Annotated in this window: 22 protein-coding genes; 12 read left to right on the top strand and 10 right to left on the bottom strand. The window is 67.4% G+C overall.

What is annotated here, in order from left to right:
- Nucleotides 1-3: 3 nt before the first annotated feature.
- Together AC1Q5A_RS09360 and AC1Q5A_RS09355 are read right to left on the bottom strand one after the other, a co-directional pair.
- A complete protein-coding gene (locus AC1Q5A_RS09360; RefSeq protein ID WP_492700437.1) occupies nucleotides 4-870 on the bottom strand; it encodes a ParA family protein in 867 nt (288 codons plus the stop codon).
- A gap of 69 nt (nucleotides 871-939) precedes the next feature.
- Nucleotides 940-2,031 carry an ABC transporter ATP-binding protein gene (locus AC1Q5A_RS09355; RefSeq protein ID WP_492700436.1) on the bottom strand — a complete coding sequence of 364 codons (1,092 nt, stop codon included), beginning with the start codon at nucleotides 2,029-2,031 and terminating at the stop codon, nucleotides 940-942.
- A 128-nt stretch (nucleotides 2,032-2,159) separates the two neighbouring features.
- Between AC1Q5A_RS09355 and AC1Q5A_RS09350 the strand changes: the two genes are divergently transcribed.
- Complete coding sequence (locus AC1Q5A_RS09350) at nucleotides 2,160-3,515, top strand: GH1 family beta-glucosidase (RefSeq protein WP_492700435.1); 1,356 nt, start codon at nucleotides 2,160-2,162, stop codon at nucleotides 3,513-3,515.
- Between the two features lie 168 nt (nucleotides 3,516-3,683).
- Here AC1Q5A_RS09350 and rsmG read toward each other — a convergent pair whose 3' ends face one another.
- Together rsmG and AC1Q5A_RS09340 are read right to left on the bottom strand one after the other, a co-directional pair.
- A complete protein-coding gene (rsmG, locus tag AC1Q5A_RS09345) occupies nucleotides 3,684-4,316 on the bottom strand; it encodes a 16S rRNA (guanine(527)-N(7))-methyltransferase RsmG (RefSeq protein WP_492700434.1) in 633 nt (210 codons plus the stop codon).
- Between the two features lie 150 nt (nucleotides 4,317-4,466).
- On the bottom strand, nucleotides 4,467-4,922 hold the full coding sequence (locus AC1Q5A_RS09340; protein WP_492700433.1) for an SPFH domain-containing protein: 456 nt from the start codon (nucleotides 4,920-4,922) through the stop codon (nucleotides 4,467-4,469).
- Between the two features lie 404 nt (nucleotides 4,923-5,326).
- Between AC1Q5A_RS09340 and AC1Q5A_RS09335 the strand changes: the two genes are divergently transcribed.
- The 7 genes from AC1Q5A_RS09335 to AC1Q5A_RS09305 all read left to right on the top strand — a co-directional run bounded on the left by AC1Q5A_RS09335 (nucleotide 5,327) and on the right by AC1Q5A_RS09305 (nucleotide 15,714).
- Complete coding sequence (locus AC1Q5A_RS09335) at nucleotides 5,327-6,355, top strand: LacI family DNA-binding transcriptional regulator (RefSeq protein WP_492700432.1); 1,029 nt, start codon at nucleotides 5,327-5,329, stop codon at nucleotides 6,353-6,355.
- 51 nt (nucleotides 6,356-6,406) lie between these two features.
- Nucleotides 6,407-9,472, top strand: a complete 3,066-nt coding sequence (locus AC1Q5A_RS09330) for a TonB-dependent receptor (RefSeq protein WP_492700431.1) — start codon at nucleotides 6,407-6,409, stop codon at nucleotides 9,470-9,472.
- 148 nt (nucleotides 9,473-9,620) lie between these two features.
- Nucleotides 9,621-11,138: a tryptophan halogenase family protein gene (locus AC1Q5A_RS09325; RefSeq protein ID WP_492700430.1), complete on the top strand. Its 1,518-nt coding sequence runs from the start codon at nucleotides 9,621-9,623 to the stop codon at nucleotides 11,136-11,138.
- Nucleotides 11,139-11,238: 100 nt separating this feature from the next.
- A complete protein-coding gene (locus AC1Q5A_RS09320) occupies nucleotides 11,239-12,705 on the top strand; it encodes a glucoamylase family protein (protein WP_492700429.1) in 1,467 nt (488 codons plus the stop codon).
- The gene (locus tag AC1Q5A_RS09315; RefSeq protein WP_492700428.1) at nucleotides 12,702-14,021 is read left to right on the top strand and encodes a sugar ABC transporter substrate-binding protein; all 1,320 of its coding nucleotides are present in this window, start codon (nucleotides 12,702-12,704) and stop codon (nucleotides 14,019-14,021) included. Before AC1Q5A_RS09320 ends, AC1Q5A_RS09315 begins: the two co-directional genes overlap by 4 nt.
- Nucleotides 14,018-14,896 carry a carbohydrate ABC transporter permease gene (locus tag AC1Q5A_RS09310; RefSeq protein ID WP_492700427.1) on the top strand — a complete coding sequence of 293 codons (879 nt, stop codon included), beginning with the start codon at nucleotides 14,018-14,020 and terminating at the stop codon, nucleotides 14,894-14,896. Before AC1Q5A_RS09315 ends, AC1Q5A_RS09310 begins: the two co-directional genes overlap by 4 nt.
- Nucleotides 14,893-15,714 (top strand): carbohydrate ABC transporter permease, encoded by an 822-nt coding sequence (locus AC1Q5A_RS09305; RefSeq protein ID WP_492700426.1) that lies wholly within the window; start codon nucleotides 14,893-14,895, stop codon nucleotides 15,712-15,714. The genes AC1Q5A_RS09310 and AC1Q5A_RS09305 overlap by 4 nt, the downstream gene beginning before the upstream one ends.
- Before the next feature lie 287 nt (nucleotides 15,715-16,001).
- Here AC1Q5A_RS09305 and AC1Q5A_RS09300 read toward each other — a convergent pair whose 3' ends face one another.
- The 3 genes from AC1Q5A_RS09300 to xth all read right to left on the bottom strand — a co-directional run bounded on the left by AC1Q5A_RS09300 (nucleotide 16,002) and on the right by xth (nucleotide 18,467).
- The gene (locus AC1Q5A_RS09300) at nucleotides 16,002-16,835 is read right to left on the bottom strand and encodes a pirin family protein (protein WP_492700425.1); all 834 of its coding nucleotides are present in this window, start codon (nucleotides 16,833-16,835) and stop codon (nucleotides 16,002-16,004) included.
- Between the two features lie 181 nt (nucleotides 16,836-17,016).
- Nucleotides 17,017-17,694 carry a YecA/YgfB family protein gene (locus AC1Q5A_RS09295; RefSeq protein ID WP_492700424.1) on the bottom strand — a complete coding sequence of 226 codons (678 nt, stop codon included), beginning with the start codon at nucleotides 17,692-17,694 and terminating at the stop codon, nucleotides 17,017-17,019.
- Between the two features lie 5 nt (nucleotides 17,695-17,699).
- Nucleotides 17,700-18,467, bottom strand: coding sequence for an exodeoxyribonuclease III (xth, locus tag AC1Q5A_RS09290; protein WP_492700423.1), 768 nt, complete (start codon nucleotides 18,465-18,467; stop codon nucleotides 17,700-17,702).
- A 235-nt stretch (nucleotides 18,468-18,702) separates the two neighbouring features.
- Here xth and AC1Q5A_RS09285 point away from each other — a divergent pair, with 235 nt between their 5' ends.
- Nucleotides 18,703-18,912 (top strand): cold-shock protein, encoded by a 210-nt coding sequence (locus AC1Q5A_RS09285; protein ID WP_007512189.1) that lies wholly within the window; start codon nucleotides 18,703-18,705, stop codon nucleotides 18,910-18,912.
- 59 nt (nucleotides 18,913-18,971) lie between these two features.
- Here AC1Q5A_RS09285 and AC1Q5A_RS09280 read toward each other — a convergent pair whose 3' ends face one another.
- Complete coding sequence (locus AC1Q5A_RS09280) at nucleotides 18,972-21,029, bottom strand: M3 family metallopeptidase (protein ID WP_492700422.1); 2,058 nt, start codon at nucleotides 21,027-21,029, stop codon at nucleotides 18,972-18,974.
- A gap of 110 nt (nucleotides 21,030-21,139) precedes the next feature.
- Here AC1Q5A_RS09280 and AC1Q5A_RS09275 point away from each other — a divergent pair, with 110 nt between their 5' ends.
- A complete protein-coding gene (locus tag AC1Q5A_RS09275) occupies nucleotides 21,140-22,897 on the top strand; it encodes a patatin-like phospholipase family protein (RefSeq protein WP_492700421.1) in 1,758 nt (585 codons plus the stop codon).
- The gene (locus AC1Q5A_RS09270; protein ID WP_492700419.1) at nucleotides 22,894-23,427 is read left to right on the top strand and encodes a gamma carbonic anhydrase family protein; all 534 of its coding nucleotides are present in this window, start codon (nucleotides 22,894-22,896) and stop codon (nucleotides 23,425-23,427) included. Before AC1Q5A_RS09275 ends, AC1Q5A_RS09270 begins: the two co-directional genes overlap by 4 nt.
- A 12-nt stretch (nucleotides 23,428-23,439) precedes the next feature.
- Here the strand turns inward: AC1Q5A_RS09270 and AC1Q5A_RS09265 are convergent, their stop codons facing one another.
- The gene (locus AC1Q5A_RS09265; RefSeq protein ID WP_492700417.1) at nucleotides 23,440-23,982 is read right to left on the bottom strand and encodes an energy transducer TonB; all 543 of its coding nucleotides are present in this window, start codon (nucleotides 23,980-23,982) and stop codon (nucleotides 23,440-23,442) included.
- Between the two features lie 138 nt (nucleotides 23,983-24,120).
- Nucleotides 24,121-24,951: a shikimate dehydrogenase gene (gene aroE, locus AC1Q5A_RS09260; protein WP_492700415.1), complete on the bottom strand. Its 831-nt coding sequence runs from the start codon at nucleotides 24,949-24,951 to the stop codon at nucleotides 24,121-24,123.
- A gap of 119 nt (nucleotides 24,952-25,070) precedes the next feature.
- Here aroE and AC1Q5A_RS09255 point away from each other — a divergent pair, with 119 nt between their 5' ends.
- Nucleotides 25,071-25,328 carry a hypothetical protein gene (locus AC1Q5A_RS09255; RefSeq protein WP_492700413.1) on the top strand — a complete coding sequence of 86 codons (258 nt, stop codon included), beginning with the start codon at nucleotides 25,071-25,073 and terminating at the stop codon, nucleotides 25,326-25,328.
- Nucleotides 25,329-25,358: the final 30 nt, after the last annotated feature.

Raw genomic sequence — 25,358 nt, 5'->3', positions numbered from 1 at the left:
GCCTTAGTCCTGTTGATTGGCGGCCGGCGCCTTGAGCGCCGGGCCGCTGTCGCCGTGCACGGACGGTTCGATGTGGCCGACCGGATCGGGCGGCGTGCCGCGCGGCAGCCCCCGTTCGCGCCGGATCACCTCGCCGGCCAGGCCGATGTAGGCGATCGCGCCGCGCGAGCTGCGGTCGTACAGGTGGATCGGCTGGCCGTGACTGGGCGCCTCGGCCAGGCGCACGTTGCGCGGGATGATCGAGCGCAGCACCTTGTCGCCGAAGTGCTGGGTGAGCTGGGCCGAGACCTCGTTGCCGAGGTTGTTGCGCACGTCGTACATGGTGCGCAGCAGGCCGTCGATCTCCAGCTGGGGGTTCAACCGGTGGCGCACCGCCTTGATCGTGTCGAGCAGGCTGGACAGGCCTTCCAGCGCAAAGTATTCGCACTGCACCGGGATCAGCACGCCGTCGGCCGCGGTCAGCGCGTTCAGCGTGAGCAGGTTCAGCGACGGTGGGCAGTCGATCAGGATGGTGTGGTAATCCGCCGCGATCTTCGCCAGCACCTCCTTCAGCCGGTGCTCGCGCGCCAGCGCGTCCATCAGCTTCAGCTCGGCCGCGGTGAGGTCGCCGTTGCCCGGCAGCAGGTCGTAGTGCGCGTCGGTGGGCACGATCGCCGCGGCGATCTCCACTTCCTCCAGCAACACCTCGCAACCGCTGGCCCTGATGTCGCGCTTGTTGATGCCCGAGGCCATCGTGGCGTTGCCCTGCGGATCGAAGTCGACCAGCAATACCTTGCGCTTCGCGGCGGCCAGCGCAGCAGCGAGATTGACGGCAGTGGTGGTCTTGCCGACGCCGCCCTTCTGGTTGGCGACAGCGATGATGCGGGCCATGGATGGATAGCTACCGTACGCGTGGAGTGGGCTAGTGTAATGCCTCGCCCAGCCGCGCGCTGCCCGCGCTCAGGCGCCGATCCGCGCCCCGCCGGCGGCGTCGAACAGGTGCAGCCGGTCGGCCGCCAGGCCCAGCGCCAGCGGGCCGCCCGGCTCGGGCAGGGCCCGCGGCGGTACTCGCGAGACCAGCGCCTGCTCGCCGTAACGCAGGTTGAGGAAGACCTCGTTGCCGACCGGTTCGAGCAGCTCCAGCCGGGCGTGGAAGGCGGCCTCGCCGGCCTCCCGCGGCTGCAGGTCTTCCGGGCGCACGCCCAGCACCACCTCGCGGTCGCGCCACGGCCGCCATGCCGACGCCTGCGGCGGCTCGCCCAGCGCGATGGCGCCGTGGGCGGTGGCCAGTGTCCAGCCTTGCCCGTGGCGCAACGTGCCGCGCAGCTGGTTCATCGCCGGGCTGCCGACGAAGCCGGCCACGAACAGGTTGGCGGGCCTTTCGTACAGCGCCATCGGCGTGTCGATCTGCTGGATCACCCCGCCGTCCAATACCACGATGCGCTGGCCCAGGGTCATCGCCTCGATCTGGTCGTGGGTGACGTAGACCATGGTGGCGCCGAGCTGGTGGTGCAGCCGCGCGATCTCCACCCGCATCGACAGGCGCAGCTTGGCATCCAGGTTGGACAGCGGCTCGTCCAGCAGGAACACCTTGGGATCGCGCACCAGCGCCCGGCCCAGCGCCACGCGCTGGCGCTGGCCGCCGGACAGCGCGGCCGGGCGCGAAGCCAGCCGCGCTTCCAGTTCCAGCGTCTTTGCCGCCGCCGCCACGCGGCGGTCGATCTCGGCCTGCCTGTGGCCGCGCAGCTTCAGGCCGAAGCCGAGGTTCTCGGCCACCGTCATGTGCGGGTACAGCGCGTAGTTCTGGAACACCATCGCGATGTCGCGATCCTTCGGCGCCACCGCGTTGACCACGCGGCCGTCGATGCTCAGCGTGCCGCCGCTGATCGACTCCAGCCCGGCGATCATCCGCAGCAGGGTGGTCTTGCCGCAACCGGACGGGCCCACCAGCACCAGCAGCTCGCCGTCGGCGATCTCGAAACTGGCATCGGCCACGCCGACGTGGCCGTTGGGGTAGACCTTGCGCAGTTGATCCAGACGTACGGCAGCCATCGGCATCTCCGGTGCGGTTGGCCACGACGGCCTTCCCGCGCAGCATGCGCTGGTCTGCACTTTCGCGGGGCATTGGGCTATTCTGCCAATGTAATCGTTTACATCAAGCCTTGTCCGAAGGACCGCCCATGCCCCGCCCCAGTTTCCGCTTCCCCGACGGCTTCCACTGGGGTGCCGCCACTTCGGCCTACCAGATCGAGGGCTCGCCGCTGGCCGACGGCGCCGGCCCCAGCATCTGGCAGCGCTTCGCGCATACGCCGGGGATGATGGCGAACGGCGACACCGGCGACGTCGCCTGCGACCACTACCGCCGCTACCGGGACGACGTGCAGCTGATGAAGGCGCTGGGCCTGCACGGCTACCGCTTCAGCATCAACTGGGCGCGCGTGCTGCCCGAGGGCACCGGCCGGGTCAATCCGAAGGGGCTGGATTTCTACTCGCGGCTGGTCGACGAATTGCTGGAGCACGGCATCGCGCCGAACGCCACGCTGTTCCACTGGGACCTGCCGGCGGCGCTCGACGACCGCGGCGGCTGGCTCAACCGCGACATCGCGCACTGGTTCGCCGAGTATGCCGAGGTGATGTTCAAGGCGCTGGACGATCGCATGCCGCGCTGGTCCACGCTCAACGAACCCTGGGTGGTCACCGACGGCGGCTACCTGCACGGCGCGCTGGCGCCGGGCCATCGCAGCAAGTACGAGGCGCCGATCGCCGCGCACAACCTGATGCGCGCCAGCGGCGCCGGCATCCAGGCCTACCGTGCGCATGGCAGGCACGAGATCGGCGTGGTGTTCAACATCGAGCCGAAATACCCGCACTCGGACCGCGCCGAGGACGTGGCCGCCACCCGCCGCGCGCACGCCTACATGAACCAGCAGTTCGCCGACCCGGCGCTGCTGGGCAGCTATCCGCCCGAGCTGAAGGAGATCTTCGGCGACGCCTGGCCGGACTTTCCTGCCGACGATTTCAAGCTGACGAAGCAGAAGGTCGACTTCGTCGGCATCAACTACTACACCCGCGCCGTGGTGAAGCACGACCCGAACCAGTACCCGCTGCAGGCCGCGCCGGTGCGCCAGCCGAACAGGACCTATACCGAGACCGGCTGGGAGGTGTTCGAGCAGGGCCTCACCGACACGCTGACCTGGTTCAGGGACCGCTACGGCGACATCCCGCTGTACGTCACCGAAAATGGTTCCGCGTTCTACGACCCGCCGGTGGCCGAGAACGGCGTACTCGACGATCCGCTGCGCACGAGCTACCTGCGCAAGCATCTCGGGGCGCTGCACAAGGCGATCGCGGCCGGGGTGAACCTGAAGGGTTATTACGCGTGGTCGCTGCTGGACAACCTGGAGTGGTCGCTGGGCTTCTCCAAGCGCTTCGGCCTCTACCACGTCGATTTCGCCACCCAGCAGCGCACGCCGAAAGCCACCGCGAAGCTGTACGCGCAGGTGATCGCAAGCAACGGCAGCGTGCTGGACGACTGAACGATCGCAAAGCTCCACCGCCCTGCTTTCGCTTCCCCTGCACAGCAGGGGAAGCTGCCCGGAGGGCTGATGGGGTGCTCTTGCTTTTCGTTTGTAGAACCGCGCAGCTGCGCCGCGCCCCCTTCCGCCTTCGGCACCTTCTCCCGCAAGCAGGGGAAGGGACATCGCTTACGTGGCGCGGCCGAGCAGCAGCAGGTGGCGCTCGGCCGGCAGCCCCGGCACGACCAGCTCATGCGTGCTGCGCACCACGAAGCCGGCCGGGATGCCGGGCAGTTCGTCGTCCGGCCGCTTGCCCTTCATCGCCAGCCAGATCCCGTCCGGCGCCAGCAGATGGCCGCCCCAGCCGAGCATGTCGGCGAGGCTGGCGAACGCGCGCGCGGTGATGCAGTCGAACCGGCCCTCGACGTCTTCCACCCGCGACTGCAGCGCGCGCACGCCATCGAGCTTCAGCGCGCGGATCGCCTCGCGCAGGAAGCGCACCTTCTTGCCGTTGGAATCGACCAGCAGGATCTCCCGTCCCGGCGCGGCGATCGCCAGCACGATGCCGGGCAGGCCGGGGCCGGTGCCGAGGTCGGCCAGGGTCCGGCCCTGCACATACGGCAGGATCGCCAGCGAATCGAGCAGGTGGCGGGTGACCATCTCCGCCGGATCGCGCACCGCGGTGAGGTTGTAGGCGGCATTCCAGCGCTCGAGCAGCATCAGGTAATCCAGCAGCCGCGGCACCGCGTCGGGCGGCAGCTGCAGCCCCAGCGCGGCAATGCCTTGTTCGAGTCGTGCCTGCAAGGCGGCGCGGGTGGTCATGGGCTCACTCGGGGAGATGGGGCGCAAAGTATCCGCGGCGCATGCCGGGCTTGCCAGCCCCGGCCAAAGAAAACCCGCCGGACGGCGGGTCGAAGGCTTGCAGATCCCCTGTGGCGCGGGCGCTCTCGGGCGCCCTGGCGCATATCGTGTTCAGGCGACCTCGAGGTCGACCCGGGTCACCATCATGCCGCGCTCGCGCAGCGCGCTGTTCAACGACTGCTTCACCCGCGCGCCCAGGTCGCGACGGTCGGTGCGAACCGCCGCCGGCTCGCTGCGCAGCGCTTCCTGCGCGCCGCGGCGGATCAGCTGGTCGACCTGCTCGAACACCGCATCGGCGCGCTCCGGTTCCAGCACCTGCCAGTACACCGTGCCACGCACGTCGCGCGCATCGGCCAGCGGCTCCTCGAAACGCAGGGTCTGCCCGGCCAGATCGATCTTGTGCGCGACCCGATCCAGCAGCGGCAGTACCAGATGCGTACCCGGCTGCAGCACGCGCATCAGCTTGCCGCCGCGGTACAGACTGTAGACCTGCCCGGCCGGCACGCGCCTGACCGCACCGAGGATCAGCACGGCAGACAGGAGCAGCAAGGTCATCAGCAAGATCATGATATGCAAATCAACTACTTGGTTGGTGTTTCTTCGCTATTTACGACAGCTTGAGGATACAGTCGGCTGAGCGGACATAGATTAACCCTGATTTAACGACAGGGAGAAATTTTTAACAACAGGCAAAAACGGCCCAAATTGAGACATCGCCCGCAAATTGCCGTTCCTTGATTCCGGTCCGACGCCAGCGCCCCCCGCGGCTTGCTGCATTGCCATAACGCGATCCATCTGATCCGACCACGCGTTTTTCCGCTGGGCCAGCCACCTGCCCGACCTATCCATGAAAACGTTTGCATAAACATGCCGCAATGCAGCATAAGCCTTCTCAGCGAGCACTTTACAAGCCCTGATGAAAACGATTACGTTGCTGTCGCAGCGGCGTTTGGCGCCCGGGGGCAACTCACATGGCGGCAGTGACAATCAAAGACGTGGCGCGCGAGGCCGGCGTTTCCGTGGCCTCGGTGTCGCGCGCGCTGAACGGCGGCGGCGGTGTCACCGCCGAAACCGGCCAGCGCATCCGCGACGTGGCCGCCCGTCTCAACTACGTGCCGCATGCGGCGGCCCGCAGCCTGATCACCCGGCGCACGCATACCATCGGCGCACTGTTGCCGGATCTGCATGGCGAATTCTTCTCGGAGCTGATCCGCGGCATCGACCAGGCCGCGCGCGCACGCGGCCTGCACTTGCTGGTCTCCAGTTCGCACGACGGGGCCGCGGACGCCGCCACCGCCCTGCGCGCGATGCAGGGCCGGGTCGACGGCATGTTGATCCTGTCCAACCATGTCGACGCTGCCTTCCTGCGCAACAACCTCCCCGCCAGCGTGCCGGCCGTGCTGCTTAACAGCGCGGTGAAAAGCAAGGCGCACGCGGTGCTCAACATCGACAACCATGGCGGCGCCTACGCGATGGTGCGGCACCTGCTGCAGGCCGGCCACTCCGACGTGGCCTTCATCGCCGGCCCGGCCGACAACTTCGATGCGCAGCAGCGCGAACTCGGCTACCGCGCCGCGATGGCGAAGTACGCGCCGCACGCGCCGCTGGACGTGGTGGAGGGCGATTTCAGCGAAGAGGCCGGCTACCGCGCCGGGCACCAGTTGCTGGCGCGCAAGCCACGGCCACAGGCCGTGTTCGCCGCCAACGACATGATGGCGGTGGGTTGCCTGCACGCGTTCAAGAAGGCCGGCGTGGACGTGCCGGGCGACATCGCGCTGGCCGGCTTCGACGACATTCCGATCGCGCGCTACGTCACCCCGCCGCTCAGCACGGTGCGCGTGCGCATCGCCGACCTTGGCCGCAGCGCGCTCGAACAACTGGCGACGCTGCTGGAAGACTCCGGGCACGCCACGCCATCCAGCCACACGCTGGCCTGCGAGATCGTCATCCGCGCCACTTGCGGCGGCGAGCAACAAGCGTCATCCAGACAAGGCATTTGAAAAAAGCTGCATCAACTCGGGGAATCGGTCATCCGATATAGGAGGGAAGACATGAACACACCAATGCAACTCAGAAAGAAGCTGCTCGCAAGCCTGATCAACGCCACGGTGATCGCGGTGGCTGGCGCGCCGATGCTGTCGTGGGCACAGACCTCCGACGCCAACCTGCGCGGCAAGGCCGCGGCCAGCGCCACGATCACCGCGCGCAACGTCGCCACCGGCGCTCAACGCCGCACCACCGCGAACGCAGATGGCAGCTACGCGCTGGTCGGCCTGCCGCCCGGCACATACATCGTCGATGCCGGCGCCGGCACCGAGCAGACCGTGCGCCTGTCGGTGGCCTCGACCGCCACTCTCAACCTGACGCAGGCAACAGGCGCTGCCGCAGTACCAGCCAGCGCCGCCAACGCCACCACCCTGACCGGGGTCTCGGTGAGCGCGATAGCACTGACCGAGGTGAAGACCTCGGAAATCGGCAGTACGGTCTCGCTGCACCAGATCAACACCACGCCGCAGATCACCCGCAACTTCCTCGAGTTCGCGGATAGCGTGCCGGGTATGGCGTTCAACGTCGAGAACGGCAAAACCTCGATCAAGGCCGGCGCGCAGCCGTCCGCTAATGTAAACGTTTACATCGATGGGGTCGGTCAGAAGAATTACGTGCATGGTGGTGGCCTCTCGGGCCAGGCCGGCCCGAACCACGACGGCGACGTAGGCAACCCGTTCCCGCAGCTGGCGATCGGCGAGTACCGCGTGATCACCTCGAACTACAAAGCTGAGTACGACCAGATCTCCTCTGCTGCCATCACGGCCGAGACGAAGTCCGGCACCAACGAGTTCCATGGCGAGGCGTTCGATACCTTCACCAGCGACCGTTTCCGCGCCGAAACGCCGGCCGAAAACGATGCACACAACAAGTCCCGTGGCGTGAGCCGCGAATATGGTGGCGCCTTCGGTGGTCCGATCATCAAGGACAAGCTGCACTTCTTCCTGACTTACGAAGGGAAAAAGTTCTCCACTCCGACTACCACCACCGGCTCGACCCATACATACAACAACGTGCCGTACAACAATTTCCTGCCTGCCGATGCGCAGGCACAGCTCGGGCCGACTGCGTTGCCGTTCAAGGAGAATCTGTACTTCGGCAAGATCGACTGGGAGCCAACCGACCGCGACCGTTTCGAGTTGAGTTCGAAGATCCGCAAGGAAACGCAGATCTACGGCGCCGGCACTACCACGGCTGCCTCGGCCAATTACAACTACAAGAACGACGACAAGCGCTTCGATGCCCGCTGGCAACATAGCGCGGATTCGTGGTTCAACGAGTTGCTGTGGACCTACGAGAGCACGCTCGACACGCCATCACCGATCACAAATGCGCCAGCCACCACCTATTTCTGGAACGCACCCGCCCCGGCGGATACGATCCTGCTGATCAATGGGCAGGATCCGCGCCAGTACTTTGAAGCCTCGCAGAAGGGCAACGGCATCCAGGACAACCTCACCTTCAATGACTTGACGTGGCACGGTGACCACGTGGTCAAGATGGGCGTGAAGTACAAGCAGGTGACGCTCTCCGATCGTGACAGCGCCACGAACGCCAACTACTTCTACAACGTGACCCCCAACGGGGTCGAGGCGACGCCGTACAAGGTGGTATTCGGGAAGGTCAACTCTGGCCTGCCACTGACGGCGGTATCGAAGAACAAGCAGTTCGGCGCTTACATCCAGGACGACTGGTCGGTCAACGACAAGCTCATCCTGAACCTGGGCGTGCGCTGGGACTACGAGAAGTCGCCGCAGTTCCTGGGGTACCGCACACTGCAGCCGATTGTGGACGCGATCAATGCGCCGACGTACCAGTTCAACGGCCAGACCATCAATCAGTCGTACGCTCAGAGCCTCGCTGCCGGCGGCATCAACATCAATAACTACATCAGCACCGGTCACAACCGCAGTGCGCGGAAGAACGAGATCCAACCGCGCCTCGGCTTTTCCTACGACCTCAACGGCGACGAGGAACACGTGATCTTCGGCGGCGCAGGCCGCGCCTATGACCGCAATCTGTTTGACGTCATCTCGCTTGAGAACAGCAAGAACGCACTATCCGAGCCAACCGTCGACTTCGAGAACCCGACCGCCATCGACGGCTGCGGCCCGGGCCAGGCCAACGGCACATCGTGTTTCGCGTGGGATCCGAAGTACCTCGACTCCGCCAACTTGCAGGGTCTGGGCTCGGGCGTGAGCGAGGTCGACATGATCAACAACAACATCAAGTCGCCGTACTCGGATCAGTTCAGCCTCGGCATGCGCAACAAGCTGGGCGACTGGAACGCCAGCGTCACCCTCGCACGCATCCTCCAGTACGACGGCATCATCGGTACGCTAGGCAACCGTTATCCAAACGGCAAGTTCTACAACTATCAGAACTTCACCAACCAGTGGGGCGGCGCGGGTGTACCGGGCATCGGCAACCTGATCCTGTTCGACAACGGCAAGACGACCTACAACACCCAGCTGCTGCTGTCGGCCGAGAAGCCCTACACCCATGAGAGCGGCTGGGGGATGACCATCGCCTACACCCACACACACGCCACGCAGAACCGCTTGTACTCGGACGGCTACGCCTTCGACCTGCCGGGTATCAAGTACTACCCGTTCCAGACCTCCAGTGCGGCACCCAAGCACCGGCTGGTGGTGACCGGGTCGGTGGATGCGCCGTGGGGCATCACCATTGCCGGCAAGCTGACTCTGGCTACGCCAACGCCGGTATCCTCGATCGGCTGCTGCAACCTGTGGCCAAACTCGGTCGGCGTACAGGGCGAGATGTCGGCGGCCTATCCGGTGGTGGGTACGCCAAAGGGATCGCATTTTCTGTTTGGTGGTCCGATCTTCGGCTACCGGGATATCGACCTGCAGGCCACCAAGAACTTCGATCTTGGTCGCGGCATGGTGCTCCAGCTGCGCCTGGATGCGTTGAACGTGCTGAACTTCAAGAACTATAACGACACCATCGACAATTACACGGGCGCCACGTACAACCCGACCTACAACCGGGTCGGCAACATTCTTGGCGTGCCGCGTACCTACAAGCTGACAGCGGATTTCAAGTTCTGAGCCGACCAGTAGCGGAGTCCTCTGCAGTTATGACGTTCCGCAAGGCCCGCTTCGGTGGGCCTTGCTTTTGATGATGCAAGGCCCCCCCGCAATCCCGTCGAACGGATCATCCCGCGCTTCGTCTTTTGATCACTCCAAGCAAGCAGCCATGACGAATCAACGCATCAAGAACATCGTCATCGTGGGCGGTGGCACAGCCGGTTGGATGAGTGCCGCTGCACTGGCCAAGGTGCTCGGTCCCGGGCATTCGATACGACTGATCGAATCCGAAGAGATCGGCACCATCGGCGTCGGCGAGGCCACCGTGCCGCACCTTTCCCTCTTCAACAAACTGCTCGGTATCGACGAAGCAGAGTTCGTGAGTGAAACGATGGGCACGTTCAAGCTAGGCGTCCAATTCGTCGACTGGCTGAAGCCCGGCAAGACCTATGTCCATGGCTTCGGCACCTCGATCGGACTCGATATAGGCATGCTTCCGTTCCACCAGTACTGGCTACGCGCCTTCAAGACCGGTAGGGCACGGGAGATTGGCGACTATTCATTGAACACGCTGGCGGCGGCACACGGAAAGTTCATGGTCTCGGCGGTTGATGCACCGCCGAATACGCCGTTGGCGAATATCGCCTATGCCTACCACTTCGATGCCGGTCTGTACGCCCGCTATCTCCGCCGCTATGCGGAGGCCCGCGGCGTGCAGCGTACCGAGGGGAAGATCCGCGAAACCCTGTTGCGGCCGAGTGATGGCTTCGTCGATGCCGTGGTACTGGAGAGCGGCGAGACAATCGGTGGCGAGCTCTTCATCGACTGTTCCGGTTTTCGTGGCCTGCTGATCGAGCAGGCGCTGCATACGGGCTACGAAGACTGGAACCACTGGCTGCCGACCAATCGTGCGGTGACCGTAGCCTGCGAGCGGACCGGACCGCCAACACCTTACACACGCGCCACCGCGCAGACAGCCGGCTGGCAGTGGCGCATCGCTCTGCAGCACCGCGTGGGCAACGGCCACGTCTATGCCAGCCCTTACATCAGCGACGACGAGGCGGCAGCCACCTTGCTGCGCAATCTCGACGGCGCTCCCCTCGGCGAGCCGCGGCTGCTTCGCTTTGTCGCCGGCACACGCAAGAAGGTGTGGAACCGCAACGTCGTGGCCATCGGCCTCGCCAGCGGCTTCCTCGAACCGCTCGAATCGACCGGCATATTCCTCATCCAGTCGGCCATTACGCGATTACTGACCCTGTTCCCCGACCGGAATTTCAGCGAGGCCGTCATTGATCGCTATAACGCGTTGTCACGTTTCGAGCTGGAGCGTATCCGCGACTTCCTGATCCTGCACTTCCACGCCACGCAGCGTGACGACACGCCATTCTGGAACTATTGCCGCACGATGGAGATTCCAGAAGCGCTACGCAGCGTGATCGCACTGTTCCGGGAAAGCGGGCAATTCATCCGCAATGCCGAGGAACTGTTCGGCCTAGTGAGTTGGGTCGAAGTGATGCTTGGCCAAGGCATCATGCCAGTGGCCTGGCACGCAGGCGCCGACCAGATGTCGGAAAAGGACCTGAACGAATTCGTCGCACACGTGCAGCAGGTCATTGCCACTTGTGTCGATGCCATGCCTCCGCACCAGGCGTTCATCGATCGCTATTGCAAAGCGGCTGGTGTCTGACACTGGTGCGGTAACGCCGTGGCACGGATCGGTGAGCGCCATCGACTGCCATGGCGACCACATAGTGACCGCGGTACACCACTGAAGAGAGAGGGTCGTGATGGTTTTGTCTAGGTTTCTTGTCCGCACTCGAGTAACCGTCCTCTTCGTACTGCTGGTCATCGGTGCGGGCTGGCAAGCGCCCGCCGCGGCGAGATCGCATCCCGGGCACTTCGCTGTATCGCCACAGCAGCAGGCGCTGGTCGACGACCTCCAGCGGCGCAGCTTCGGCTGGTTCTGGCAGAGCGGCAACCCAGCGAACGGCCTGCTGCCCGACTCCTGGCCGAGGCAGTCGTTCTCCTCGATCGCCGCGGTGGGCTTCGGCCTGACCGCCTACGGCATCGGCGTCGAGCGCCACTACATCACGCGCGAGCAGGCGGTCGAGCGCACCCTGAAGACGCTGCGCTTCTTCGCCGATGCGCCGCAGAACGCCAGCGAGGACGATGCCAGCGGCTACCACGGCTTCTTCTACCACTTCCTCGACATGCACAGCGGCAAGCGCTTCGCGCGCTGGACCGAGCTGTCCAGCGTGGATACCACCCTGCTGCTCGGCGGCGTGCTGTTCGCGCAGTCGTACTACGACCACGACACGCCGCAGGAGCGCGAGATCCGCCAGCTCGCCGACACGATCTACCGCCGCGTCGACTGGCCGTGGATGCAGCCGCGCAAGCCGTTGATCAGCATGGGCTGGACGCCGGGCGGCCGGTTCATCCCGTCCGACTGGAAGGGCTACAACGAAGGCATGCTGGTCTATATCCTCGCGCTCGGTTCGCCGACCCACCCGGTCGGGCCGGAGGCATGGACGGCGTGGCTGTCCACCAACCACCTCACCTGGGGTACCTTCCAGGGCCAGACCTTCCTCAACTTCGCACCAATGTTCGGCCACCAGTACAGCCAGAGCTGGGTCGACTTCCGCGGCATCCGCGACGCCTGGAGCCGCGAGCACGACCTCGACTATTTCGAGAACAGCCGTCGCGCCACCTACGCGCAGCGCAACTATGCGATCGCCAACCCGGGCCACTGGACCGGCTACGGCGCCAACGTATGGGGCCTCACCGCCAGCAACGGCCCCGGCGGCCTGGTCGTGAAAGGCGCCGAGGGCGAGCGCACGTTCCACGGCTATACCGCGCGCGGCGCCGGACTCGACTACATCAGCGACGACGGCACCATCGCACCGACCGCGGCGGCCGGCTCGATCGCGTTCGCCCCGGAGATCGTGATCCCCGCGCTGGCGACCATGAAGCAGCGCTACGGCAAATACATCTACGACGACTACGGCTTCGTCGACGCCTTCAACCTCAGCTTCCACACGCCCACCACGCTGCGCACCGGCAAACTGGTGCCCGGGCTGGGCTGGGTCGACAGCCTGCAGCTGGGCATCGACCAGGGCCCGATCGTGCTGATGATCGAGAACTGGCGCAACGGCTTCGTGTGGAACGTGATGAAGAAGAATCCGTACATCCGCAAAGGACTCGAGCGCGCCGGCTTCGAAGGCGGCTGGCTGGGCGCGGGGGCCGCGGAAAAATGACGGCGTGCACGCGCCCGCAGCGATCGCGGCGCGGCCGGTGGCTGGCCGTCCTCGCCCTGTGCGGCGTGTTGCTGGGCGGCTGCGCGCCGGCGCCGCCAGGACAGCAGCAGCTCACGTTCTGGACGATCGGTCGCGAAGGCGAGGCAATCGTCCAGCTGCTGCCGGCGTTCGAGCGCGCGCACCCGGGCATCGAGGTGAAGGTGCAGCAGCTGCCGCTGACCGCGGCGCACCAGCGGCTGCTCACCGCGTTCGCCGGCGGCTCCACGCCGGACCTGAGCCAGCTCGGCAACACCTGGCTGCCCGAGCTGGCGGCGCTGCACGCGCTGGAACCGCTGCAGGCGCGCGTGGACCACTCCGCGGTGGTGCGGCCGGACGACTATTTCGCCAGCATCTGGGCCACCAACGTGATCGACGGCACCCTGCTCGGCGTGCCGTGGTACGTCGACACCCGGCTGCTGTTCTACCGTCGCGACCTGCTCCGGCAGGCCGGTTTCCATGCCCCGCCGCGGAACTGGGAGGAGTGGCGGCGCCAGCTCGCCGCGCTGAGCGACCCGCCGCGGCACCGCTACGCCATCCTGCTGCCGACCAACGAGTACGAGCAGCTGATGTCGCTGGCGCTGCAGCAACCCGACCCGATGCTGCGCGACGGCGACCGCTACGGCAACTTCGAGAGTGCCGGCTTCAAGCACGCGCTGGCGTTCTATGTCGACACGTTTCGGCTGCAGCAGGCGCCGCCGATCAGCAATGTCGAGGCCGGCAACCCGTGGACGGAATTCGGCCGCGGCGTGTACGCGTTCTACCTGTCCGGGCCGTGGAATATCGGCGAGTTCCGTTCGCGCCTGCCGGCAGCGCAGCAGGACGACTGGGCCACCGCGCCGCTGCCCGGACCGCGCACCGCCGGCATCGGCGCAGCCGGCGGTTCCAGCCTGGTGATCTTCCGCGCCTCGAAGCACAAGGATGCCGCCTGGCAGCTGATCGAGTACCTGTCGCAACCGGCGGTGCAGCAGCGCTTCTACGCCCTGCTCGGCGACCTGCCGCCGCGGCGCAGCTCGTGGCAGGACGGTGCACTGCGCGACGACCCGAAGCTGCGCGCGTTCCGCGAACAGCTCGAACACGTCAGGCCCACGCCGGCGGTGCCGGAGTGGGAGCGCATCGCCAACGAGATGCAGCTGGTCGCCGCCGAGGCGATCGCCGGCCGGCTGACCGTCGACCAGGCCGCCGCCGAGATCGACCGCCGGGCCGACGCGATCCTGGCCAAGCGCCGCTGGGTGCTCGACCATGCGGTATCCGACCCGCCCCGGGAGCACCTGCCATGAACCCGCCGCGCGCCGCCTGGCTGTTTCTCGCCCCGGCGCTGCTGGTGCTGGGCGTGTTCTTCCTGCTGCCGGTGCTGGGCGCACTGGCGCTCAGCCTCACCGACTACGACCTCTACGCCTTGGCCGACCTGCGCAACCTGCGCTTCGTGGCGCTGGGCAACTACTGGGAGCTGCTGCAACGGCCGCTGTTCTGGTCGGCGCTGGGCCACACGGTGTATTTCGTGGCGGTGGGCGTGCCGCTGTCGATGGGCGCCTCGCTGGGGGCGGCGATGCTGCTCAACTCGCCGCTGGCGCGCTGCAAACCGCTGTTCCGCACCGCGCTGTTCGCGCCGGTGGTGACCACGGTGGTGGCGGTGGCGGTGATCTGGCGCTACCTGTTCAACACCCGGTACGGCATGGCGAACTACGTGCTGGGCCTCGTCGGCATCCACCCGGTCGACTGGCTGGGCGATCCGCACTGGGCGATGCCGACGATCATCCTGTTCGCGGTGTGGAAGAACTTCGGCTACAACATGATCATCTTCCTGGCCGGACTGCAGGCGATCCCGCCGGAGCTGTACGAAGCCGCGCGCATCGACGGCGCCTCGGCCTGGCGACAGTTCCGCCACATCACCCTGCCGATGCTGAAACCCACCCTGCTGATGGTCGGCATCCTCACCGTGTCGGGCTATTTCCAGCTGTTCGCCGAGCCCTACGTGATAACCGAGGGCGGCCCGCTGCAGAGCACGGTGAGCGTGCTGTACCTGATGTACGACGAGGGCTTCAAGTGGTGGAACCTCGGCTCGGCCTCGGCGGTGGCGTTCCTGCTGTTCGTGATCATGTTCGCGGTGACCGCGCTGATGCTGAGACTGTCGCGCCACGGGGAGGAGCCGTGAACCCGCGGCTGGCGAAGGCGCTGGTCAACGGGCTGCTGCTCGGCGGCGCGGTGGTTGCGCTGTTCCCGCTGCTGTGGATGCTGTCGGTATCGTTCATGGCGCCGGGCGAGGCCGGCGCGCTGCCGCCGCCGCTGCTGCCGGCGCATCCCGGCTGGGCGAACTACCGCGAGCTGTTCCTGCGCGCCGGCATGGGTCGCTACCTGCTCAACAGCGTACTGGTGTCCGGCGCGATCACGGTGCTCTCGCTGGTGTTCAACCTGATGGCCGGCTACGCCTTCGCCAAGCTGCGCTTCGCCGGCCGCGAGCGGCTGTTCCGCGCGCTGCTGGGCGCGCTGGTGATCCCCGCCCAGGTGGCCATGCTGCCGCTGTTCCTGCTGCTGAAGTACGCGGGGCTGGTCAACAGCTATGCCGGCGTGGTGATGCCGGGGATGGCCGCCGTGTTCGGCATCTTCCTGGTGCGCCAGTACGCGCGCGGCATTCCCGATGAGCTGCTGGAGGCGGCGCGCATCGACGGCGCCGGCGAATGGCGCATCTTCGTGCGGATCGTGCTGCCGTTGCTGAAGCCGATCATCGCGACGCTGGCGATCTTCAGCTTCCTCGCCGCGTGGAACGACTTCATGTGGCCGTTGATCGTGCTGACCGGGCAGGAGCACTACACGCTGCCGATCGGGCTGGCCTCGCTGGCGCGCGAGCACGCGCAGGACAGCGAGCTGATGATGGCCGGCTCGGTGGTCACCGTGCTGCCGGTGCTGCTGCTGTTCCTGTCGCTGCAGCGCTACTACCTGCAGGGGCTGCTGCTGGGCAGCGTAAAGGGCTGAACCGTGTCAATGGAGCAAAGCGCTCCTTGCATCTGCCCCCTCTCCTTCCGGGAGAGGGTTGGGGAGAGGGTTCCCGGATCCAACGCTGCCTGGGCAAAGCGGCTTCTGTCCTGCGCGCGATCACCGCCATGCGGCCTACTGAAAAGACTTTCATGTCGCCAGCGGACGACGTGTGAGCGGCCTGCAACAGGAGCTGATTCACATGGGTACTTCAAGGCCAAGGCGCACCCTCACCCCAACCCTCTCCCAGAGGGAGAGGGGGCAAACGCGAGAGGCGCGTTGCTTTATTAAAACCGGCCGGCGCGGAAGTCGGCGATCGCTTGGTGGATCTGCTCCGGAGTGTTCATCACGAACGGGCCGTAGCGGGTGACCTGTTCGTTCAGCGGCTTGCCGGCGACCACCAGCAGGCGTGCCGGCTGGTCGCCGCCGGCCAGCTGCAGCTGACTGCCCTCGGACAGCACGCCCAGTTCGCTGCGGCGCAACTGCTCGCCGCCGACCAGCGCCGACTCGCCGTCGAACACGTAGGCGAAGCCGTGATGGCCGGCCGGCAGATCCAGCGTCAACTGCGCGCCGGGTTGCAGGCTGACGTCCAGGTACACCGGCGCGGTGACGATGCCCTCGACCGGGCCGGTAGCGCCGGCCAGTTCGCCAGCGATCACCTTCACCTCGACGCCCTCGGCCGGGTGCACCACCGGGATCCGTTCCGGCCCTAGGTCCTGGTAGCGCGGCGCGGTCATCTTTTCCTTCGCCGGCAGGTTCACCCACAGCTGGAAGCCCCACATCAGGCCGTTCTCCTGCTGTGGCATCTCCGAGTGCAGGATGCCGCGGCCGGCGGTCATCCACTGCACGCTGCCCGGGGTGAGGTCGCCGCGGTTGCCGTGGTTGTCGCCGTGGCGCATGTGCCCGGCCAGCATATAGGTGACCGTTTCGAAGCCGCGATGCGGGTGCTCCGGGAAGCCGGCGATGTAGTCGTCGGCACTGTCGGAACGGAATTCGTCCAGCAGCAGGAACGGGTCGAGCATGTCCAGCCCGGGCTGGCCGATGATGCGCTTCAGCTTCACGCCGGCACCGTCGGCGGTGTCGATGCCGCGGATGCGGCGGGTGATGTGGCGGTCGCTCATGGCAAGGCTCCGGTGGATGGAATGGCACCAAGATGATCGCGCGGCAGGTGTTATCCAAGCGCCACGGCTGGAACGGATCGTTCTGCCGAAGCGACAGCCCGCAGGAACACGCAGAGAGAGGCGAGAGCAAGGCGACACCGGCCTTCTCTCACGTCCCACTCCTCTTCCCACTCTCCTGCCTTCAGTGCACCCAGTGCCCGCTGCGCTGGCGCGGCGGGTTGCCGTCGTCGCCAAGCTCGGGCTGCTGCTGGTGCACCATCGCCTCGACTTCCGCCTCGGTGGCGGGCCTGGCCTGCCAGTACTGGTTCACCGCGCCGAGCACGGCCGGCACCTGGGCCAGGCATTCGTCGTACTCGTCGTCGCTGAGCTTCTCGAATTCGGCGTCGGTGCTGAGGATGCCTTCGTCCACCGCCAGCGCCATCACCGGGCCGAGCAGTTCCATCAGCTGCGGGTCATCCGCCAGCCGGCTCTCCCACAGCCCGGCACGCAGGTCGATGCCGCGACTGAAGCCTTCGCACCAGCCGGCGGCGGACAGCATCGGGCCGCCTTCCATCTCGACCTCGCCGAGGATCGGCTCGTAGGCGTCGACCTCGAGTTCGGCGATGATCGAATCGTTGAGCTTGGCCAGCAGCGCCAGCACCCGGTTGCCTTCGTCTTCGTCGGTGAACGGCTCGTGCAGCACCTCGGGCAGCCATTCGTCCGGCAGCACCAGCAGCGGGCCGACCGCCAGCGCCGAAAGCAGGCCGTGCACGCCGTCCAGCAGCAAGTCGCCTTCGCCGGTGTGCGCACGCAGGTAGCGGTCCAGCTCGTCCAGCTCGTTGTCGTCCAGCGAGCTGGGCCATTCGGTCTTCGAGGTCATTTCGGTCAGATATCCAGTTCCAGCGTCACCGGCGTGTGGTCCGAAGGGCGTTCCCAGCGGCGCGGTTCGCGGTCGATCGCCGCCGCGGTGGCGGCGGATTTCAGGGCTTCGCCGATCAGGATCAGGTCGATGCGCAGGCCCATGTTGCGGCGGAACGCGGCCTGCCGGTAGTCCCACCAGCTGTAGTGCCCGGCTTCCGGCTGGAACAGCCGGAAGCTGTCGTGCAGGCCGAGGCCGGTGATCGCCTTCAGCGCGCCGCGCTCCGGCGGCGAGCACAGGATGTCCTCGCCCCAGGCGCCCGGATCGTAGACGTCGCGGTCGTCCGGGCAGATGTTGAAGTCGCCCAGCACCACCAGGTTCGGGTGGCGTTCCAGCTCACGTGCCAGGAACTCGCGCACTTTCGCCAGCCAGTCCAGCTTGTACGCGTACTTCTCGTCGCCGACCGCCTTGCCGTTGACCACGTACAGGTCGACCACGCGCAGATCGCCGATGGTGGCGGCCAGGATGCGCCGCTGCGGGTCGTCCAGGCCGGGGATGTCGGTGACCACGTCGGTGAGCTCGTCGCGGGCCAGGATCGCCACGCCGTTGTAGGTCTTCTGGCCCGAATACACCGCGCGGTAGCCGGCCGCGGCCAGCTCGTCGCGCGGGAATTTCGCGTCCTCCAGCTTGGTTTCCTGCAGCGCCACCACGTCCGGCTGCGCCTCGGCCAGCCACTGGGTCAGCTGCGGCAGGCGCACCTTCAGCGAATTGACGTTCCACGAGGCGATCTTCATGGCGGCATTGTACGGGATGCACCGGCGGCCACTGCGGGACCGGCGGGCCGCGGCGGGATCTGGCTGGGCGGCGGCGCAAGATGAACAGAAGCTGTGGAAAAACCACCGATAGCGCGTATTCCAGTGTATGCTGCGCGAGCAAGAATCCGAGGAAACTCCTATTTTTGCTCCTATTGCGGGCCGCGCCTCCGCGCACCGGGCCGCAAACACATCCATGCTTCAAAGGTAAAGTTACATGTCGGATCGTCAGAGCGGTACAGTCAAGTGGTTCAACGACGCCAAGGGTTTTGGCTTCATCACCCCGGAAAGCGGTGATGACCTGTTCGTGCATTTCCGCGCGATCCAGGGCACGGGCTTCAAGTCCCTGCAGGAAGGTCAGCGCGTCACGTTCATCGTCACCAAGGGCCAGAAGGGCCTGCAGGCTGAGGAAGTCCAGGCGGTCTGAAGTCCCACGGACTCCAACCCCTGAAGAAAAGCCCGCCTCGGCGGGCTTTTTTTTCGCCCCTAGGCCAGCCCGTGGCTGCGCAGCAGCGCCTCCGGTTCCGGCTTGCGGCCGCGGAAGGCGACGAAGCTCTCCAGCGCCGGGCGGCTGGCGCCGACGGCGAGGAACTCGCGGCGGAAGCGCTCGCCGGTGCTGCGATCAATGACGCTACCGTTTCTCTCGGCATGCTCCTCGAACGCGCCGAACGCATCGGCGCTGAGCAGCTCGGCCCACAGGTAGCTGTAGTAGCCGGCCGCATAGCCGCCGGCGAAGATGTGGCTGAACGCGTGCGGGAAGCGCTGCCATGCCGGCGGGTGCATCACCGCAACCTGCTTGCGCACCTCCTCCAGCACCGCCAGCGCCTGCGCGCCCTGCGCCGGGTCGTACTCCAGGTGCAGCAGGAAATCGAACAGCGCGAACTCCAGCTGGCGCACCAGGAACAGGCCGGCGTGGAAGTGCCGCGCCGCCAGCATGCGCTGGAACAGTTCCTCCGGCAGCCGCTCGCCGGTTTGCCAGTGCCTGGCGAACAGGTCCAGCGCCTCGCGGTTCCAGCCGAAATTCTCCATGAACTGGCTGGGCAGCTCCACCGCGTCCCATTCGACGCCGTCGATGCCGCCGATCGAGGGCAGCGCGATCTCGGTGAGCAGGTGGTGCAGGCCGTGGCCGAACTCGTGGAACAGGGTCAGCACGTCGTCGTGGGTGAGCAGGGCCGGCTTGCCCTCGGTGGGCGGCGCGAAGTTGCAGGTGAGGAAGGCCACCGACAGCTGCATGCGTTCGCCGTCGTCGAAGCGCGCGCGGCAGACGTCCATCCACGCGCCGCCGCGCTTGCCGTTGCGCGCGTAGAGATCCACGTAGGCGCCGGCGAACACGCGGCCGGCAGCGTCGCGCACGTCGTAGTAGCGCACCTCGGGATGCCACACGTCGACGCCATCGCGCGGGGCGAGGGTGGTGCCGTAGAGTTTTTCGGTGAGGCCGAACAGGCCGTCGATCACCGCCGGCAGCGGGAAGTACGGTTTCAGCTGTTCCTCGTCCAGCGCGTATTCGCGCTGGCGCAGCTTCTCCGCGGCGTAGCCGACGTCCCACGATTCGAGGTTGTCGAGTTTCAGCTCGGTGCTGGCGAACTCGCGCAGCCGGGCCAGTTCGCGCTGCGCCACCGGCTTCGCGCGCGCTGCCAGGTCGTGCAGGAACTCCAGCACCTCGGCCGGCGAAGCGGCCATCTTGGTCGCCAGCGATTCCTCCGCCGCGTTGGCGAAGCCGAGCAGCTGCGCCGCCTCGTGGCGCAGCGCCATGATCCGCTCGATGCGCGCGCCGTTGTCGAACTTGCCCGCATTCGGGCCCTGGTCGGACGCGCGCGTCTGGTAGGCCCAGTACACCCGCTCGCGCAGGCCGCGGTTGTCGGCGTAGGTCAGCACGGCCTGCACGCTGGGCTGCTTCAGCGTGACCAGGTAGCCGTCCAGTTGCTGGTCTTCGGCGTACTGGCGCAGCACCGCGCGGCCGGACTCGGGCACCCCGGCGAGATCGCGCTCGTCGGTGACGTGCTCGTGCCACGCCTCGCTGGCGTCCAGCACGGCGTTGGAGAATTCGGTGGAAAGCCGGCTCAGCTCCACCCCGATCTCGCGGAAGCGTGAACGCGCCGGCTCCTGCAGCGCCACCCCGGACAACCTGAAGTCGCGCAGCGCGTGTTCGACCAGCGTGCGCTCGGGTCGCGGCAACGCGGCGAAATCCACCGCCTCGGCCAGCGCCCGCACCGCGGCGTACAGGTCGCGGTTCTGCCCCAGCTCGATCGCGTGCTCGGTGAGCTTTTCCTCGGCCGGCCCGTAGACCTTGCGCAAGGCCTCGCTGTCGGCCACCGAATGCAGGTGCGACACCGGGGCCCAGGCCCGCGCCAGGCGCTGCTCCAGCCGTTCCTGGGTCAGCATCACGTGGCCGAAGTCGCGCGCTGCGCCGGGGGCAACCAGTGCATCGATGCCGGCTCGATAGTCGGCCAGGATCGCGTCGATCGCCGGTTCGACATGTTCGGGGCGGATCTGCGCGAACGCCGGCAGGGTGTCGTCGGCCAGCAGCGGATTGTCTTGGTTCATGGAATCTCCTTGAAGCCGCCAGCGTGGCGATCGCCACCGCCGAAATCAAGCGCCGCACGCTCCGCCCGGGCATGCCGTTTTGTCATGGACGGCGCCGTAACCTTGCTGCCATGTCGCTACCGGATGTCACCGACCTGCTGGCGCACAACCCGATGTTCGCGCGGCTGGACGCAGCCGCGCGTGAAGTACTGGCCGGCGAACTGGTCTGGCTGGGCCTGCCCGGCGGCCGGCCGCTGTTCAAGCGCGGCGAGCCGGCCGATGCGCTGTACCTGCTGAAAAGCGGCAGTCTCGGCGTGTTCGACGATCGCCAGCCGGAGGAAACCGCCGAGCTGGTCCAGCTGATCGCCGCGGGCGAATGCGTGGGCGCGGCCAGCCTGCTCGGTGGCGAGCGGCGCACCCGCACGGTGCGCGCGTTGCGCGACTCCGAACTGCTGCGGCTGGATCGCCGTTCGTTCGAAGCCGTGCTGGCGCACCATCCGCACGCGATGCTGGCGGTGGCGCGGGTGGCGATCGAGCGCCTGCAGCAACGCGAACGCGGTGCGGACGCGCGCAGCCTGCCGCGCACATTCGCGATCCTGCCGGTGGATGGCAGCGTGCCGGCGCGTACGCTGGCGATGCAATTGGGACAGGCGCTGGAGACCCATGGCAGCTGCGCGGTGATCGATGGCGAGCTGGGCGCCGGCCGCAGCGGCGACTGGTTTGCCGAACGCGAGGCGCAGCTGCGCTTCGTGATCTACCTGGACGCCAGCGGCGATCCACTGTGGCGGCAGCGCTGCCTGCGCCAGGCCGACGTGCTGTTGCTGCCGGCGATGGCCGCGCAGGCTGCACGACCATGGCCGGAATCCGCCTTGCGCGAGCCGCGGCACACCGGTCACCGCGCGCGCCACCTGGTGCTGCTGCATCCCGGCCACCATGTCAGTCCGGGCTCGGCCCGGCGCTGGCGAGCACCGTTCAGCGGCGAGCTGCACCACCATCATATTTGCTGCAACGCCGACATCGCACGGCTGGCGCGGCTGGTCAGCGGCCATGGCCGTGGCCTGGTGCTGGCCGGCGGCGGTGCGCGCGGGCTGGCGCACCTCGGGATGCTGCGGGCGCTGCACGAGGCGGGGCACGTGTTCGATGCCGTGGGCGGCACCAGCATCGGCGCGATCATCGGTGCCGGCGTGGCCAGCGGCTGGGAACTCGACGCGATGACGGAAACGTTCCGCCGCGCATTCGTGCAGGGCCGCCCACTGTCGGACTGGACCCTGCCGCTGGTGGCAATGACGCGCGGCCGGCGCGCCTCGCTGATGCTGCGGCGGGCGTTCGGCACGCTGGAGATCGAGGACCTGCCGCTGCCGTATTTCTGCGTCTCCACCAGCCTGTCCGGCGGCGGCATGGCGGTGCACCGCCACGGCCCGTTGTGGCTGTGGCTGCGGGCCTCCAGCGCGATTCCCGGCGTGCTGCCGCCGGTGATGAACCAGGGCCGCGTGTACGTCGACGGCGCGCTGGTCGACAACCTGCCGACCGACGTGATGGCCGTCGACGGTATCGCCCACATCACTGCGCTGGACATCCGCGCCGACATCGCGCTGCTTGCCAGCGCCGAGGAATCGTCTACGCCGCCGCTGTGGCGCCTGCTGCTGCAGTGGCGGCAGGACATCCGCCGGCCGGGCCTGGTCTCGACCCTGGTGCGCGCCGGCATGGTCAACGGCGAAACCGCCAGCGAACACCGGCGCACGCGCGCCGACCTGCTGCTCAGCCCGCCGCTGGAGCACATCGGCATGCTCGCCTGGAAAGACTGGCAGCGTGCGATCGACGCCGGCTATCGGCATGCGCTCGACCAGCTCGACGCACGCGCACCCGATCCCGCTACCATGCGCGGATGAATTCCCTGCGCAGCTTCAAGGGCATCGCGCCCACCCTCGGCCAGCGTGTCTACGTCGACCCCGCCGCCAGCGTGATCGGCGACGTGGTACTGGGCGACGACGTCTCGATCTGGCCGGGCGCGGTGCTACGCGGCGACGTCAACCATATCCGCGTCGGCGCGAAGACCAGTATCCAGGACGGCGCCATCGTGCACGTCGCCCACGCCGGTCCGTACGGCCCAGGCTTCCCGTGCCTGATCGGCGAGGGCGTCACCGTCGGCCACGCCGCCGTGGTGCACGCCTGCGAGATCGGCGACTACTGCCTGATCGGCATGCATGCCAGCGTGCTGGATGGCGCGGTGGTGAAGAAGCACGGCTTCGTCGGCGCCGGCGCGCTGATCCCGCCGGGCAAGGTGGTCGGCGAGCGCGAGCTGTGGCTGGGCAACCCGGCGAAGTGCGTGCGCCTGCTCAGCGACCGCCAGATCGAACAGCTGCATTACTCGGCCGACCACTACGTGCGGCTGAAGGACGCCTATCTGGCTTCCGCCTGAGCGCTCCGGCGATTACATTCCCCCGCCGTTCGCGCGGCGGATGCGCTCGGCTTCCGCCTCGTGCTGCCGCGTCTCGATCTTGCGTGCGGCGGAGAGCTTGCCACCCAGCAGGGCCAGCGTGAAGTTGTCGCGATCGAACTCGCGCAGCAAGTCGATCTCGCGGCGCGCTTCGTCAAGACCCTTCCGGTTGATGGTGCGCTCGATCTCCTCCGAGGCCTGCGGGAACGATTCGCGCAGGGCTTCGTTGGCGGTCTTGTTGGCCGGCTCCAGCTGCAGCACGCTGAGATAGAACTCGAAGGCGTTGCTGCCGGCCGGCGCGACCAGCCGGCCTTCATGCATGGCGTCGCGCGCCAGGCCGAGCAGGATCGCGCTACCGCTTTGCGCGTCGTCGCCCGGCGCACCCGCCGAGCCAGCCGTCGCTGGCCCGGCCACGTTCAACGTGGCATTCGCCGTCGCCCGGGTGTACCAGAAGACTCCGCCGGCAGCGGCCAGCAGGAACAGACTGACAAGCGCGATCGCGTATCGGTGCGATACGGCGGAAAGAAAACGGGGCATGACACCTGCTGCGCAAACCGATGCCGCGCGCTGGAGCCTCCGTCATCGACGCGCCCCCGGCGGATGGCGGCACCTTAGCGGCGGCACATTGCAGTCATGTGGCGGCAACACCACGACCGACGCCGCGGGCCGCGGCGTTCACGTCGCCGGCTGGCGCAGCGACTGGTATACCGGCTCGGTATCCGGCCGCCGGCCGTGCCACAGCTCGAACGCATCGGCGGCGGTCTCCACCAGCATGCCGAGGCCGTCGACCGCGTAGCGTGCGCCGGCCGCCTTCGCCCAGGCCAGGAAGCTGCCGGCCGCCGCGCCGTAGGACAGGTCGTAGCACAGCGCGCGCGCGCCAACCAGCGAGAACGGCAGTTGCAGCGCCACGCCCAGCACGCCGGCCGAGGTGGCGTTGACGATCAGGTCGTAGCTGCCGATGTCGGCGAGGTCTTCCCAGTAGCGCGTATGCGCCCGCGCCGGGTCGCCGATCGCGTCGGCCAGCACGTCGGCCGCCGCGGGCGAACGGTTGACGATGGTCAGCGTTTCCACGCCGGCGTCCAGCAGGTTCCACGCCACACCGTGCGCGGCGCCGCCGGCGCCCAGCAGCAGTGCGGTGTGGCCGCGCAGGTCCAGGTCGTGGCGCTCGGTGATGTCGCGCACCAGGCCGGCGCCATCGGTGTTGTGCGCCGCCAGCCGGCCGGCGGCCAGCGGGGTCAGCACGTTCGCGCTGCCGGCGCGGGTCGCCGCCACGCTGCGCTGCCCGGCCAGCGCGAACGCGGCGGCCTTGTGCGGCAGGGTGACATTGGCGCCGCGGCCGCCGTCAGCGAAGAAGCGATGCACCGCCGCGGCGAAATCGGCGGGTGCCAAGTCGACCGCACGGTACTCCAGCTCGATGCCGAACTGCCGCGCGAACGCCTGGTGGATGGTCGGCGACAGCGAGTGGCTGATCGGATGGCCGAATACGGCGAACTGGGCGGCTGGCATGTGGATTCCCCGGCGATGGCTGGCGGCCATTCTACGTGCGGCCTGCCGCAAAGGGGGTCGCAGCCGGTGAGATGGGCGCGCGCCAGCCTGCGCTTGCCCATTCCGACGAGACGACCGCCATGCGCACGCAAACCTTGCCGCCCGACCGCCACCTGCGCCTGCTCGGCGCGGCCCTGCTGTGGCTGCTGGGCGGCGGCGCGTTGCTGCTGAGCACGCTGGTACCGGTGCACACCGACTTGCTCGGCTGGACGCCGGCGTTCTGGCTGCTCGGCGCGCCGCTGGTCGTGCTGCTGGCGCTGGAACCGACGCTGCCGCGGCAACTGCTGGCGCTGTGCCGACCGCGCCGGCGCATCGTCCGCAGCGCGGCCTGGTATTAGGAGCTACCCCACCCCGACCATCCCCTGCGT

Source organism: Rhodanobacter sp. GW835-FHT13D09 (assembly GCF_058793995.1).
The sequence above is the reverse complement of the archived record's forward strand: the minus strand, read 5'-3'. Positions and strand labels throughout refer to the sequence as shown.

Excerpts from the sequence above, each read along its gene's own strand:
- aroE (WP_492700415.1), bottom strand. The coding sequence starts at position 24,951 with ATGCCAGCCGCCCAGTTCGCCGTATTCGGCCATCCGATCAGCCACTCG.
- AC1Q5A_RS09350 (WP_492700435.1), top strand. The coding sequence starts at position 2,160 with ATGCCCCGCCCCAGTTTCCGCTTCCCCGACGGCTTCCACTGGGGTGCC.
- AC1Q5A_RS09310 (WP_492700427.1), top strand. The coding sequence starts at position 14,018 with ATGAACCCGCCGCGCGCCGCCTGGCTGTTTCTCGCCCCGGCGCTGCTG.
- AC1Q5A_RS09280 (WP_492700422.1), bottom strand. The coding sequence starts at position 21,029 with ATGAACCAAGACAATCCGCTGCTGGCCGACGACACCCTGCCGGCGTTC.
- AC1Q5A_RS09330 (WP_492700431.1), top strand. The coding sequence starts at position 6,407 with ATGAACACACCAATGCAACTCAGAAAGAAGCTGCTCGCAAGCCTGATC.
- AC1Q5A_RS09285 (WP_007512189.1), top strand. The coding sequence starts at position 18,703 with ATGTCGGATCGTCAGAGCGGTACAGTCAAGTGGTTCAACGACGCCAAG.
- AC1Q5A_RS09320 (WP_492700429.1), top strand. The coding sequence starts at position 11,239 with ATGGTTTTGTCTAGGTTTCTTGTCCGCACTCGAGTAACCGTCCTCTTC.
- AC1Q5A_RS09340 (WP_492700433.1), bottom strand. The coding sequence starts at position 4,922 with ATGATCTTGCTGATGACCTTGCTGCTCCTGTCTGCCGTGCTGATCCTC.
- AC1Q5A_RS09335 (WP_492700432.1), top strand. The coding sequence starts at position 5,327 with ATGGCGGCAGTGACAATCAAAGACGTGGCGCGCGAGGCCGGCGTTTCC.
- AC1Q5A_RS09300 (WP_492700425.1), bottom strand. The coding sequence starts at position 16,835 with ATGAGCGACCGCCACATCACCCGCCGCATCCGCGGCATCGACACCGCC.
- AC1Q5A_RS09295 (WP_492700424.1), bottom strand. The coding sequence starts at position 17,694 with ATGACCTCGAAGACCGAATGGCCCAGCTCGCTGGACGACAACGAGCTG.
- AC1Q5A_RS09275 (WP_492700421.1), top strand. The coding sequence starts at position 21,140 with ATGTCGCTACCGGATGTCACCGACCTGCTGGCGCACAACCCGATGTTC.
- rsmG (WP_492700434.1), bottom strand. The coding sequence starts at position 4,316 with ATGACCACCCGCGCCGCCTTGCAGGCACGACTCGAACAAGGCATTGCC.
- AC1Q5A_RS09355 (WP_492700436.1), bottom strand. The coding sequence starts at position 2,031 with ATGGCTGCCGTACGTCTGGATCAACTGCGCAAGGTCTACCCCAACGGC.
- AC1Q5A_RS09270 (WP_492700419.1), top strand. The coding sequence starts at position 22,894 with ATGAATTCCCTGCGCAGCTTCAAGGGCATCGCGCCCACCCTCGGCCAG.
- AC1Q5A_RS09360 (WP_492700437.1), bottom strand. The coding sequence starts at position 870 with ATGGCCCGCATCATCGCTGTCGCCAACCAGAAGGGCGGCGTCGGCAAG.
- AC1Q5A_RS09315 (WP_492700428.1), top strand. The coding sequence starts at position 12,702 with ATGACGGCGTGCACGCGCCCGCAGCGATCGCGGCGCGGCCGGTGGCTG.
- AC1Q5A_RS09255 (WP_492700413.1), top strand. The coding sequence starts at position 25,071 with ATGCGCACGCAAACCTTGCCGCCCGACCGCCACCTGCGCCTGCTCGGC.
- xth (WP_492700423.1), bottom strand. The coding sequence starts at position 18,467 with ATGAAGATCGCCTCGTGGAACGTCAATTCGCTGAAGGTGCGCCTGCCG.
- AC1Q5A_RS09325 (WP_492700430.1), top strand. The coding sequence starts at position 9,621 with ATGACGAATCAACGCATCAAGAACATCGTCATCGTGGGCGGTGGCACA.
- AC1Q5A_RS09265 (WP_492700417.1), bottom strand. The coding sequence starts at position 23,982 with ATGCCCCGTTTTCTTTCCGCCGTATCGCACCGATACGCGATCGCGCTT.